Raw genomic sequence first — 11,958 nt, forward strand, 5'->3', positions numbered from 1 at the left:
ACCGAGCGCAGCGACCCGCGTTTGTCTTTGCTTTTGCCTTCTTCCGTTGATTCCGTGGCGGGACGCCGCCGGAAACCGACCGTCCCGGCCAACCCTGGAATAGCAGTACGCGACCCACCACGAGGGGCTCCGCCGTTCGCCGTCCTACTCCACTCCCTCACGCTCGATCGGCACGCTGCGCGGATTCTGCATGTGCTCCCGCGCCGCGCCGTATCGCTGCTGCCGCTTGTGGTGGAACGCCACGAACTCATCACGGGGCAGCGGGCGCGAAAACAGCCAGCCCTGCCCGAACTCCACGTGCCGGCTGTGCAGGTAGGCCAGCTGCGCCTCGGTCTCCACGCCCTCGGCCACTACCCACAGGCCCAGTTCCTTGGCCATGTCGATGATGTGCGGTGTCACCGGGCTCGTCGCGCTCTCGGTGCCGATCGCATCGATGAACGATTTGTCGATCTTCAGCGCATCCAGTGGCAGCTGTTCCAGGTACTGCAGGCTGGAGAAGCCCACGCCGAAATCGTCGATGGCCACGCTGTGACCCGCACGCCGTGCCTGCGCGAGCATCGTGCGGGCGCGATCCAGGTCGAGGAAGCCGCGCTCGGTGGCCTCCATCCAGATCTGCTGCGGCAGGATGCCGCTGCCGGCCATGTGCTTGGAGATCATCTGCAAGGCACGGCCGCTGCTGATGTCCTCGGCGGCCAGGTTGATCGCGATATGTGCGCTGCGGTCGGCCACCAGCAGTTCGCGCATGTCGCGCACCACGTTCTCGATCACCAGGTCGGTGACCGCGGCGATCATGCCGGCCTCTTCGGCCAGTGGAATGAACAGGTCCGGCCGCACCTGGGTGCCGTCCGGGCGCTGCCATCGGATCAAGGCCTCGGCGCCAACGCAGATGCCGGTGTCCAGTTCGATGATCGGCTGGTAATGCAGGTACAGCTCGCGGCGACGGATGGCGGTGGCCAGCTCGCCACGCAGTGACAGGCGCCGCCGCGACAGCCAGATCACCAGCCCGGCGCCGGCGGCCGCCAGCAGGAGGCCCAGCGGCACGAACAGCCAGGCCTGCTGGCGGAAGGTGGCGGCCAGCGCGGTGCGTGGCGTGGTGGCGATCGCCAGCCATTCCTGGTTGCGGGCGGTGGCGTAGAGCGTGTTCTGGTCCAGCCCTTCGCCGGGATTGCGCAGCAGGGTCTCCAGCAGTGCCGGGTCCATGCCGTCCTGCTTGGCCAGCAGGCGGCCATCCGGGCTGGCCAGCGCCAGGCGGACATGGGGATCCACGATGACATCGACGAAGCGGCGCGGATCGACCAGCACGTCGTAGTTGCCATACAGGATCGACAGGACCTGGCGACGGCCACTGGCTTCGGGACGCACGTCCACCGCAATGCCGGCGCCGTCACTGGTCACATGGTCGGCCCTGGGCTGGTTCACGTCGGAGCGGAACGGGCCCCATGAGGTGCAGCGCAGCTTGCCGCCTTCGAAGTAACCCATCTGGTCGGCCGACGGCGTGGTCATCACCAGCGTCTGCATGCGCCTGATGTGCTCGTCGTCGCAGCCCGAGGTGGTGCTGGCCTCGGCCGATTTCAGCGCGGCCAGCGCCTCGTGGTAGGACAGATCGGAACGGCGCAGGGTGCGCAGGGCGATGTCGTGCAGCCGTTGTTGTTCGACGCTGATCGCGCGGTCCCAGGTGGCGTAGGCCATGACCGCGATCGGCACCGCAGCAGCCAGCAGCGCCAGCGCGGTGCCGCCGATGATCACGCGCAGCCGGCTCATGGCCGGAGCTCCAGCGGGGCGGGCAGGGCAGGGTGCATGGGCGGGGCCGGTCCTTGGGCAGATGCGGCTATCTGAGCATGGCGCCGGGCCGGGTGGAATGGGACGAATCCGGTATTGGGTCACATTGTGATGAAAGCGGCCAGGTTTGACGTGATCGGGCCGTCCGGCGCTGGCGCTCGGGGCAGTAGAGGACTACCGTCGGACGCTTCGCCCGCCCTTTCCCACGCCCATGACCGAGCCCGCAACGCCCCCCGAGCACCTGCGCCGCAGCCTGTCCAACCGCCACCTGCAGCTGATCGCCATCGGCGGTGCCATCGGCACCGGCCTGTTCATGGGGTCGGGCAAGACCATCAGCCTGGCCGGCCCGTCCATCGTCTTCGTCTACCTGATCATCGGCGCGATGCTGTTCTTCGTGATGCGCGCGATGGGCGAGCTGCTGCTGTCCAACCTGCAGTACAAATCCTTCATCGATTTTTCCACCGACCTGCTCGGCCCCTGGGCTGGGTTCTTCTGTGGATGGACCTACTGGTTCTGCTGGATCGTCACCGCCATCGCCGATGTGATCGCGATCGCTGCCTACGCACAGTTCTGGTTCCCCGGGCTTGAAGCCTGGAAGCCGGCGCTGGCCTGCGTGATGCTGCTGCTGTCGTTGAACCTGGTGACGGTGAAGCTGTTTGGCGAGATGGAATTCTGGTTCGCGCTGATCAAGATCGTGGCGATCTGCGCGCTGATCATTACCGGCGCCGGGCTGGTGGCCTGGGGCTTCACCTCGCCCAGTGGCCACACCGCGTCGCTGTCGAACCTGTGGAATGACGGCGGCATGTTCCCGATGGGCCTGGTCGGCTTCTTCGCCGGTTTCCAGATTGCGGTGTTCGCCTTCGTCGGCATCGAGCTGGTCGGCACCACCGCCGCCGAAACCGCCGACCCCGAGCGCAACCTGCCCAAGGCGATCAACTCGATTCCGGTGCGCATCATCATCTTCTACGTGCTGGCGCTGATCGCGATCATGGCCGTCACCCCGTGGCGCCAGGTGGTACCGGACAAGAGCCCGTTCGTGCAGCTGTTCGTGCTGGCCGGCATTCCCGCCGCCGCCAGCCTGATCAACTTCGTGGTGCTGACCTCGGCCACGTCCTCGGCCAACAGCGGCATCTTCTCCACCAGCCGCATGCTGTACGGTCTGGCCGAAGAGGGCCACGCACCGCGCGGGCTGTCGAAGTTGTCACGCGCCGCCGTGCCGGCCCGTGGCCTGCTGTTCTCCTGCCTGTGCCTGCTGGGCGGCACGCTGCTGATCTACCTGATTCCGAACCTGGTGACCGCCTTCACCCTGGTGACGACGCTGGCGACGGTGCTGTTCATCTTCGTCTGGTCGCTGATCCTGGTGGCCTACATGGCCTATCGCCGTCGCTACCCGGAGCGCCACGCTGCCTCGATCTTCAAGATGCCCGGCGGCGTTGCGATGTGCTGGGCCTGCCTGGTGTTCTTTGCCGGCGTGCTGGTGCTGCTGAGCCTGCAGGCCGACACCCGCCAGGCGTTGATTGCCAGCCCGGTGTGGTTCGTGCTGCTGGGCGTGGGGTACTGGGTGCGTCGAAGGACCGCGAAATGACCGGGAACGTGGGGACTCGGCAATGCCGGAAATCGGGAGCGCCGGAAATCGGTAGGGTCGACTGTTAGTCGACTGCTCTTCCATGGGCCACCGGAAGGGCCCGCGCTGCGCGCGATAGTCGACTGACAGTCGACTCTACCGGTGCGGGTCCCGGTGCCCCTTCCCGGCCCCCATTCACCCAACATTAGCGGGCGCGGCCGGATGATCCGGCCGCCATGTCCCGTCACCCTCTCCTGCTTGCGCTGTTGCTGCTGCCCTGCCTGTGGCCCGGGCATGCCGCCGCACGTACCGTCTACCGGTGCGTGCAGGGCAACACCGTCAGCCTGGCCACCGCCCCGGAACCGGGCTCTCGCTGCACCGCCAAAGAGATCGACGACAACGCCATCCAGGCCCCGAACCTGTGGGGCAACATGGGCGTGTTCAGCGGCGTACTGTACGAGCGCGAGCAGGACGGCACGCTGGTCTATTCCACCCGCAACCTGCCCGGCTCGAAAGTGTTCCTGAAGTTCACCGTGGCTACGCCGCCGGGTGAGCCTGCACACGAAGGCCTGGGCAAGGTCGGCAAGCCGCAGTTGGCCCAGCATGCCAAACAGTTCAAGGCTGCCGCCAAGGCCACCGGCGTGGATGACGCATGGCTGCGCGCGATCGCCCATGCCGAAAGCAACTTCGATGCGCTGGCGGTGTCCAGCAAGGGCGCCCAGGGCGTGATGCAGCTGATGCCGGACACCGCGCAGGAGTACGGGGTGAATGATCCGTTCTCGCCGCAACAGTCGATCGAGGGCGGCGCCCGCTACATGCGTGCGCTGCTGCGTCGCTACAACGGTGACCGGCCGCTGGCGGCTGCCGCCTACAATGCTGGCATCGGCGCGGTCACCCGCTACAAGGGCGTGCCGCCCTATGCCGAGACCCTGGCCTATGTGGACAAGGTGATGGCGCTGTACGCGCGCTACCGTGAAGCGATGGGCATCCGTACCGAGGTGCCGGCGCGCTAGGCGGACGGTGCTACCTGCACGTGGCGTTGTAGAGCAGCCCATGCTCGGCTGCGCCAATTACAGCCGAGCATGGGCTCGGCTCTACACAAATGCCGCTCAGCGTGAGGTTGAGCTGCTGACCAGTTCGTAGCGCTCGATGCGGCCGACGCGGGCGACCTCGGCCTGCACGTCCGCGCGCTGCTTGAGGGCACGCCAGGCCGCATCGATCTTCACGTCACCCGGCAGCGACGGATAGGTACGCATATCCTGCAGGCTGGCCAGCGTCTCGCCGCGGTCATCGGGCGAGCGCAGCTGTTCGATCAGCACCGCCGCTGCGCCCTCCAGGTTGCCTTCGTCCAGCAGCATCTCGCGATGGAACAGGCGTGCGTCGTTGCGCTGGGCAAGGATCACTTCGCGCGCGGCATCCATCGCCCTGGCATCGCCCCGCTCGCGCGCGGCGGCGAACTGCACCAGGGCCTGTGCAGCCTTGCCGTAACCGGCGAGGCCCTGGATATCGCTTGCCGTCTGCGCAGCCTCCTGCATGCGGCCCAGCGAAGTGAGTACGAAGCTGACATTCAACTGGTGCTCGATGCCGTCCGGGCCCAGTGCGCCGATGCGGGCGGCCTGCTGTGCCGCCGCCAGTGCATCGTCCGTGCGCCCCAGCCGGCGCAGTGCCGTAAGCCGGCTGTTGAGCAGCCACGCCACCCATTCGGCTTCCGCCGCCGAGGGCGACTCGCCTTCGGCAGCCGCACCAGCCATGCCATCGGTCAGCGCCAGCACTTCCTCGTTGCGGTCCAGCATCAGCAGCGTGCTGCTGAATTCGGCCATGCGTGCATCCAGCTTGCGATCCAGCAGGCCGGACACGCGCAGTTCGTCGAGGTGCTTCTGTGCAGCCTGCACCGGATCGAAGCGGGCATCGTTGCGGTCGACATAGCGATCGAAGCGCTTGTCACTGCGCAGCCGGATGATCTCGGCGGGGGCGGTGATGCGCGCCAACGTGGCCGGAATGTCGTCGCCCCGGCCGTTGTCGGCCTGCAGCGTGGCCAGTGCCAGCCACAGTCCGGTCGGCTCCAGGCCGCCGCTCTTCCAGCCGTTGTCGAACAGAGCCTGCAGCAGCTCCATGCGCTGCTGCGGCTGGTCGCGCAGGCGGTACTGCAGATAGTTGATGGCCTGGTGCTCAAGCGGCAGCGGCGCGTCGGCATGCTTCAGCGCCTGCACCAGAAGCCTGGTGGCCGGAACGGGCTTGTTCTCGGAAAGCTCCAGCGACATCAAGGTCAGCAGGATCTGCGCATCGTCCGGCAGTGCTTCCTGCGCGCGCTGCAGGTAGCGGCGGGCCTGGTCCGGCTTCTTCTGCACCATCGCGGTCCAGCCCGCCACCTGTGCGGCGCGGCCGCGGTGTTCGGCATCGAAGTCATCCAGCATCGGATCTTCCATCAGCCGTTCCATTGCGATCAGCGCGCCCAGCGTGTTGCCACTGCGTGACTGCTGGATGGCCTCATCCCAGCGCGTGGCGTAGGCCTGGTGCATCGCATCGGCGGTGATTGACGGCTTCTGCGGCGCCACCGTGATCGAGGCGGCGGCGGATGTGCTGGCCAGTGCGGCCACCAGCAGGGTGGCGAGGGGGAGGATGCGGGGCATGGAGGATCTCCATCCGTGGGAACCGCATTGAACCCGCTGCAGCGAGCGAGAACAAGCGCGATGGATGGAATTCTGGCGTTTGTCCGCACGATTGGCCATGGCGGATCGTGCGTTCAGCGACTATTGTCGGTGCCTCTTAAGACAGCAGGCAGGCAGCGCAGCACGATGGCACGGTGGCAATGGATGGCGGCAGGCGTAGCGTTGGCGACAGTAGTGGCATTGGCTGCGACCTGGTGGGAGACACCGCTGCATACGCTGGCTGAACCGGCGGGTCCGGCCCCAACGCCGTTGGCGTGGACCGCGCAGATCGAACCGCTGGCCGGCGATGGCCACCCGGGTGACCGTGATGGCGCGTCCGCGCAGGCACGCTTCGCCGATCCGTACGCGCTGCTGCGCAGCGCCGATGGCAGCGTCTATTTCACCGATGCCGGTGACAACAACCGGATCCGCCGCCGCCTTCCCGATGGCCGTGTTGAAACGGTGGCCGGGCAGGGCGAGGGGCGCGTTGATGGCCCGGCACTGCAGGCCAGTTTCAATACGCCTTCGGGCATTGCCGCCGACGCGCAGGGCAACCTGTATGTGGCCGACACCGGCAACCATGCGATCCGCCGTATCGGCACCGATGGCCAGGTGATCACCCTGGCCGGTGGCGAACAGGGCCATGCTGATGGTCCCGCCGCACAGGCACGCTTCGATGCGCCGATGGGCATCGCCGTGGATGCGCAGGGCCAGGTCTACGTGGCCGATACCTTCAATGACCGTATCCGGGTGATCGGCACCGACGGTATGGTGCGCACCCTGGCCGGCGGCGATCGGCCGGGCCTGGCCGATGGCACCGGCGCGGCTGCGCGCTTCGATACGCCGGTGGCGTTGGCCTTTGATGCGCAGGGCGCGCTGCTGGTGGCCGACCTGTTCAACAACGCGGTGCGCCGCGTAGGCGCCGACGGCACGGTCAGCACCGTGGTCGCCGCCGGTGGTGTGATCAATGGGCCGCTGTCACTGGCCACCACCCACGACGGCGTGCTGTACGTCGGTGATCTTGATGGCCGCATCGTGCAGGTGACGCCACAGGGCCACCAGATCGCGCTGGTTGGCAATGGTCGCCTGCCGCGGCTGGCCCGCCCCAGCGGACTGGCGATGGATGCCGATGGCAGCGTGCTGGTGGCCGACGCCGCCAGCTACCGTCTGCATCGCCTGCGGCCGCTGCCGGTAGGCGACCTGCCGGCACCGGCACTGGTCGGCCCGGCTGCCGATGCGGCGCTGCCGAAGACGGGCGGTCGCTGGCCGCTGGCGCCGCAGGACGGTTGGCATGAAGTGGTCGGTACGTTGGGTGAGGTGCGCGGCAACTTCACCGGCGAGAGCCGCCACCACCTGCATGGCGGCTTCGACGTGCGCGGTGATGTGGGCCAGACCGTGCTGGCGATCGCCGAAGGCAAGATCAGCAGCCCGGTGGCGGCCTGGAACCTGGGCGAGCAGGCCGAGGGTCTGGCCGTGGACCGCCTCAAGTACATCCACATGCGGGTCGGCCGCACCCCGCGTGATGAGCCCTACGATGCGCGCTGGCAGGCGTTGTATGACGAGCAGGGCAAGCTGGAGCGGATGCGCGTGCGCCGCGGCATGCGCATCCACGTCGGCGACCGCCTGGGCAGCATCAACAACCAGGCGCACGTGCACCTGGCCGTGGGTACCGGCGGTTTCGAGACCAATGCCGTGGCGCTGGGCTTCCACAACTACGCCGATCACTTCGCACCGCGCATCACCGATGTGGCGCTGCTGGACGACAACGACCAGCCGATGGCCGCCGGCAGCGATGGCATGGTGATGGTGGCGCGCCAGGGCCGCGGCGTACAGATCGTGATCGAGGCCTGGGACCAGGTCGACAACAACCTGCCGCGTCGTCGCCTGGGCATGTACCAGGTGGGCTACCAGATCCTCGATGCCGGCGGACAGCCGCTGCAGGGCTATGAACAGCCGCGCTGGAACATCGTGTTCAACCGCATGCCGCCGCAGAAGGAAGCGGTGCGCGTGGCCTACGCACCGGACAGCGGCATCACCGTGCATGGCAGTGCGGTGACCCGTTTCCGCTACCTGGCCACCAACACCGTGCGTGATGGCCTGATGGAAACCGGGCGCTGGCAGCCGGCGGCGCTGCCGCCGGGCGAGTACATCGTGCGCGCCAGCGTGCGCGACTACAGCGGCAACGAAGGCGTAGGCCCGCGCGAGATCAGAGTACGGCTGCTGCCATAGCGGCAGCCGGGGCGCCGCAGCGTTCGCGCTCGGCGTCCATGTCTTCCAGCGGCCGCACCTCGATGCTGCCGAAGCGTGCCCACGGGAAGTCGCCGGCGATGCGCATGGCTTCGTCGCGGTCGCGGGCGACGATCAGGTTGAAGCCGGCCAGCAGTTCGCGGGTTTCGGCGAACGGGCCATCCAACACACGGCTGTGGCCATCACGCACGCGCAGGGTCTGCGCGGTGTCGACCGGCTGCAGCTTCTGCGCCGCCAGCAACGTGCCCTCGGCCTGCAGCTTGTCGGCATGGGCCAGGCAGTCGCGCATCAGCGCGTTGAATTCTTCGGTGGGCAGGGCCTGCAGCAGGGCAGGCTCGATGTAGATCAGAAGCAGGTACTGCTGCATGGCACGGTCCTGGCGGGGGCGGGGTGTCCATGATGGCGCACGTTTGCCTGCCGGCATGCTGCAGCGCGAAAAGCCGCCTGCGGCGGGCGATCGGCGAAGGCACGCTTTCCGCGGAAGAAAAAATTTCCAACAGACGTGTCGATTCCCAGCCCCCTGGTTCGTTGTACCCAGTGAAGGGAACGCACCACGCGTCCCCACGGGAGACCGCAATGAAAGTGATGGTGATCGTGAAGGCCAACGCCGATTCCGAAGCCGGCCGCATGCCCAGCGAACAGGAGTTGTCCGAAATGGGCGCCTTCAACGAACAACTGGTGGCCGCCGGCATCATGCTCGCCGGTGAAGGCCTGCATGCCACCCAGCGCGGACGCCGCATTCACTTCGGCAGCGGCGCGCCCAGGGTCGAGGCCGGTCCGTTTGGTCCCGCCGGCGACCAGATCGCCGGCTTCTGGCTGTGGGACGTGCGCTCGCTGGACGAGGCCGTTGAATGGGCCAGCCGTGCGCCGTTCAACAGTGGCGGCACGCTGGAACTTCGCCCGCTGATCTCCGCCGAAGACTTCGGTGAGGCCTTCACCCCCGAATTACAGCAGCAGGAACAGCGTCTGCGTGTACAGCTGGAAGGTTGACCCGATTCATCTCCCTGCCGGGCACGACCCGGCGCTACTGCCCTGAACCGCACAACGGAGTATTGCCATGAGATTGATTCCCTTCCTCGGCTTCAGCGGCCAGGCCCATGAGGCGATGGCGTTCTACGCCAAGGCACTCGGTGGCCAGGTCACTTCGGAAATGAAATACCGCGACATGCCGCCCTCCGATGGCTCGCCGGGCTGCAACGAGATGCCGCCGGAAACCCTGGACCACGTTGCGCACAGCCAGCTGGAAATCGGCAGCGCCATCGTGATGGCGGCCGACGGTCCCGGCGGTGGCGAGGGCGGCTCGACCACCATCAATGTCGATGTCGACAGCATCGAAGAAGCCGAACGCGTGTTCGCGGCGCTGGCCGAAGGTGGCCAGGTGCAGATGCCGATCGCCGAAACGTTCTGGGCGCACCGCTGGGGCATGCTGATTGATCGCTACGGCAAGCCGTGGATGGTCAATTGCATGAAGCAGCCCTGATCCCTCCCTCTTTCCTCTTCATCCACAAGGAGCGTTACCAATGAGTGCACCACAACCGCAGATGATCTTCGTCAACCTGCCCGTACAGGATCTGGAGAAGTCCAAAGCGTTCTTCACCGCGCTGGGCTACAGCTTCAATCCAACCTATACCAATGACGATGCGGCTGGCATGGTCATCAGCGAGAGCATCTACGTGATGCTGCTGACCCAACCTTTTTTCCAGCAGTTCACCAACAAGCCGATTGCCGATGCGCACACCCACACGGAAGTGATCAATGCGCTCTCGGCGCCCAGTCGCGAGGCCGTTGATGTGCTGGTGGACAAGGCACTGGCCGCCGGCGCCAGCGAGCCGCAGCCGGCGCGCGACCTGGGCTTCATGTACCAGCGCGGCTTCCAGGACCTGGATGGCCATCTCTGGGAAATCGCACACATGGACGGCGAGCCGGGCTGACGGCCGCCGCAAGGGAGAACCCTCATGGCTTACGTGGATGCTTACGTGCTGCCGTGCCCACAGGACAAGGTGGCGGCCTACCGCCGCCTTGCCCGCAAGGCCGGTGCGGTGTGGAAGGACCATGGCGCGCTGCAGTACATGGAGTGCGTGGCCGACGATGTGGAACCGGGAAAGCGCACGTCGTTTCCGCGGGCGGTCAAGGCCAAGCCCGGTGAAACGGTGATCGTCGCCTTCGTGGTATTTCGCTCGCGCGCGGCGCGCGACCGCGTCAACGCCCGGGTGATGGCCGACCCGCGGCTGGCGTCGCTGGGCCCGAAGGACATGCCGTTTGATACCCAGCGCATGTTCTGGGGCGGCTTCAAGCCGATTGTTGAAGCGTGAGCTGTGGCGCTTGTGCGGGCCGGGCGTGCGTGCTGTGATCGGCGCATGCTCGATCCCGCACTGACGCAGCGACTGGAAACCCTCTGGCGGATGGAGTCGCCGGTATTGATCGCGCGCCTGGCGCGGCTGCTCGGGGGCGATGTCGGCCGTGCCGAGGAGCTGGCCCAGGACACCTGGCTGGCCGCGCTGGAGCGCTGGCCGGAGCAGGGCATCCCGGACAACCCCGGAGCCTGGCTGATGACCACTGCGCGAAACCGTGCCATTGATGTGCTGCGCCAGCACCAGCGGGTGGCGCAGCAGCACGCGCAGTGGGGCGAGGAACTGCATCCAGCGGCGCTGCCGGCACCCGATGACAGCCAGGCGCTGGAGGATGACCTGGGTGACGATCTGCTGCGGCTGATGTTCGTGGCCTGCCATCCGGTGCTGCCAGCCGACGCACGGGTGGCATTGACCCTGCGCCTGCTCGGTGGCCTGACCACGACCGAGATCGCCCGTGGCTTCCTGCAGCCCGAGCCGACCATCGCCCAGCGCATCGTGCGCGCCAAGCGCACCTTGGCGCAGAAGCAGGTGCCCTACGAGGTCCCGCGTGCTGACGCGATGCCCGAGCGGCTGGCGTCGGTGCTGGAGGCAATCTACCTGGTGTTCAACGAGGGCTACGCGGCCAGTGCCGGCGATGACTGGATGCGACCGGCACTGAGCGAGGAGGCACTTCGGCTTGCACGCATCCTGGCGCACCGGCTGCCGGTGCCGCCGGTGCTGGGCCTGCTGGCGCTGATGGAGCTGCAGGCCTCGCGTGCCGCAGCAAGGACCGATGCGCAGGGCGTGCCGGTGCTGTTGGACCAGCAGAACCGAGCGCGCTGGGACTGGCTGCAGATTGAACGCGGACAGCAGGTGCTGGCGCGCGCGCTGGCCGCCGGTGGTGCTGATGATCCCTATGTACTGCAGGCGCGCATCGCAGCGTGCCATGCAGCGGCGCGTCGCCCAGAGGATACCGACTGGCCGCGCATCGCAGCACTCTATACGCAGCTGCTGCAGGTGCAGCCCTCGCCGGTTGTCGCATTGAACCGCGTGGTGGCGATACTGCGAAGCGACGGTGCGTTCGCGGCCTGGGCGCAGCTGCAGCCGTTGCTGGACGATACGCGCCTGCGTGACTACGCGCCGTTGCATGTGGTGCGCGGTGAACTACTACAGCAGCTGGGGCGGGAGCAGGATGCGCGTCACGCTTTTGCGGAAGCCGCCCAACTCAGCCAGAACCAGGCAGAGCGCGGCCTGCTGCGGCAAAGGGCCGGTCTGTCCCCCGCGGAGTGACCTCGACGAAGGCAGCACTTGTCGGCAGGCCCGCGAGCCGTTATGTTTCGCGCCCAGTGGGCGCATGAGCGTCCGCTTTCCGTGCGTAATGACCGAGGAG

General features: G+C 67.2%; 11 protein-coding genes. 8 read left to right on the plus strand and 3 right to left on the minus strand.

All coding sequences use genetic code 11. The annotated features are described in order from the left end of the window. Positions 1-144: 144 nt before the first annotated feature. Positions 145-1,761: an EAL domain-containing protein gene (locus HLA98_RS08930; RefSeq protein WP_057499921.1), complete on the minus strand. Its 1,617-nt coding sequence runs from the start codon at positions 1,759-1,761 to the stop codon at positions 145-147. A 229-nt stretch (positions 1,762-1,990) separates the two neighbouring features. Between HLA98_RS08930 and cycA the strand changes: the two genes are divergently transcribed. Together cycA and HLA98_RS08940 are read left to right on the plus strand one after the other, a co-directional pair. Next, positions 1,991-3,364: a D-serine/D-alanine/glycine transporter gene (cycA, locus tag HLA98_RS08935; RefSeq protein ID WP_049449299.1), complete on the plus strand. Its 1,374-nt coding sequence runs from the start codon at positions 1,991-1,993 to the stop codon at positions 3,362-3,364. Positions 3,365-3,579: 215 nt separating this feature from the next. Further along, positions 3,580-4,356 carry a lytic transglycosylase domain-containing protein gene (locus HLA98_RS08940; protein ID WP_057499922.1) on the plus strand — a complete coding sequence of 259 codons (777 nt, stop codon included), beginning with the start codon at positions 3,580-3,582 and terminating at the stop codon, positions 4,354-4,356. Between the two features lie 96 nt (positions 4,357-4,452). Here HLA98_RS08940 and HLA98_RS08945 read toward each other — a convergent pair whose 3' ends face one another. Then, the gene (locus tag HLA98_RS08945; RefSeq protein ID WP_057499923.1) at positions 4,453-5,973 is read right to left on the minus strand and encodes a hypothetical protein; all 1,521 of its coding nucleotides are present in this window, start codon (positions 5,971-5,973) and stop codon (positions 4,453-4,455) included. Between the two features lie 165 nt (positions 5,974-6,138). Here HLA98_RS08945 and HLA98_RS08950 point away from each other — a divergent pair, with 165 nt between their 5' ends. Continuing rightward, a complete protein-coding gene (locus tag HLA98_RS08950; protein ID WP_057499924.1) occupies positions 6,139-8,220 on the plus strand; it encodes an NHL repeat-containing protein in 2,082 nt (693 codons plus the stop codon). Here HLA98_RS08950 and HLA98_RS08955 read toward each other — a convergent pair. Beyond that, the gene (locus HLA98_RS08955) at positions 8,198-8,605 is read right to left on the minus strand and encodes a YciI family protein (protein WP_057499925.1); all 408 of its coding nucleotides are present in this window, start codon (positions 8,603-8,605) and stop codon (positions 8,198-8,200) included. The two genes, HLA98_RS08950 and HLA98_RS08955, sit on opposite strands and share 23 nt — an antisense overlap. A 209-nt stretch (positions 8,606-8,814) precedes the next feature. Between HLA98_RS08955 and HLA98_RS08960 the strand changes: the two genes are divergently transcribed. From HLA98_RS08960 to HLA98_RS08980, 5 genes are all read left to right on the plus strand, one after another. Further along, positions 8,815-9,228, plus strand: coding sequence for a YciI family protein (locus HLA98_RS08960; protein ID WP_057499633.1), 414 nt, complete (start codon positions 8,815-8,817; stop codon positions 9,226-9,228). Between the two features lie 67 nt (positions 9,229-9,295). Next, the gene (locus HLA98_RS08965) at positions 9,296-9,718 is read left to right on the plus strand and encodes a VOC family protein (RefSeq protein WP_005415090.1); all 423 of its coding nucleotides are present in this window, start codon (positions 9,296-9,298) and stop codon (positions 9,716-9,718) included. 40 nt (positions 9,719-9,758) lie between these two features. Then, the gene (locus HLA98_RS08970; RefSeq protein ID WP_049480831.1) at positions 9,759-10,169 is read left to right on the plus strand and encodes a VOC family protein; all 411 of its coding nucleotides are present in this window, start codon (positions 9,759-9,761) and stop codon (positions 10,167-10,169) included. Between the two features lie 24 nt (positions 10,170-10,193). Then, complete coding sequence (locus tag HLA98_RS08975) at positions 10,194-10,550, plus strand: DUF1428 domain-containing protein (protein WP_049443877.1); 357 nt, start codon at positions 10,194-10,196, stop codon at positions 10,548-10,550. Between the two features lie 45 nt (positions 10,551-10,595). After that, positions 10,596-11,858: an RNA polymerase sigma factor gene (locus HLA98_RS08980; RefSeq protein WP_057499632.1), complete on the plus strand. Its 1,263-nt coding sequence runs from the start codon at positions 10,596-10,598 to the stop codon at positions 11,856-11,858. The last annotated feature ends 100 nt before the right edge of the window (positions 11,859-11,958 follow it).

It is taken from the genome of Stenotrophomonas africana, from assembly GCF_013004645.1.
Taxonomy (GTDB): Bacteria; Pseudomonadota; Gammaproteobacteria; order Xanthomonadales; family Xanthomonadaceae; genus Stenotrophomonas; species Stenotrophomonas africana.

Bases quoted from the DNA above. Each gene is read 5' to 3' on its own strand.
- HLA98_RS08930 (WP_057499921.1), bottom strand. From the start codon at position 1,761: ATGAGCCGGCTGCGCGTGATCATCGGCGGCACCGCGCTGGCGCTGCTG.
- cycA (WP_049449299.1), top strand. From the start codon at position 1,991: ATGACCGAGCCCGCAACGCCCCCCGAGCACCTGCGCCGCAGCCTGTCC.
- HLA98_RS08940 (WP_057499922.1), top strand. From the start codon at position 3,580: ATGTCCCGTCACCCTCTCCTGCTTGCGCTGTTGCTGCTGCCCTGCCTG.
- HLA98_RS08945 (WP_057499923.1), bottom strand. From the start codon at position 5,973: ATGCCCCGCATCCTCCCCCTCGCCACCCTGCTGGTGGCCGCACTGGCC.
- HLA98_RS08950 (WP_057499924.1), top strand. From the start codon at position 6,139: ATGGCACGGTGGCAATGGATGGCGGCAGGCGTAGCGTTGGCGACAGTA.
- HLA98_RS08955 (WP_057499925.1), bottom strand. From the start codon at position 8,605: ATGCAGCAGTACCTGCTTCTGATCTACATCGAGCCTGCCCTGCTGCAG.
- HLA98_RS08960 (WP_057499633.1), top strand. From the start codon at position 8,815: ATGAAAGTGATGGTGATCGTGAAGGCCAACGCCGATTCCGAAGCCGGC.
- HLA98_RS08965 (WP_005415090.1), top strand. From the start codon at position 9,296: ATGAGATTGATTCCCTTCCTCGGCTTCAGCGGCCAGGCCCATGAGGCG.
- HLA98_RS08970 (WP_049480831.1), top strand. From the start codon at position 9,759: ATGAGTGCACCACAACCGCAGATGATCTTCGTCAACCTGCCCGTACAG.
- HLA98_RS08975 (WP_049443877.1), top strand. From the start codon at position 10,194: ATGGCTTACGTGGATGCTTACGTGCTGCCGTGCCCACAGGACAAGGTG.
- HLA98_RS08980 (WP_057499632.1), top strand. From the start codon at position 10,596: ATGCTCGATCCCGCACTGACGCAGCGACTGGAAACCCTCTGGCGGATG.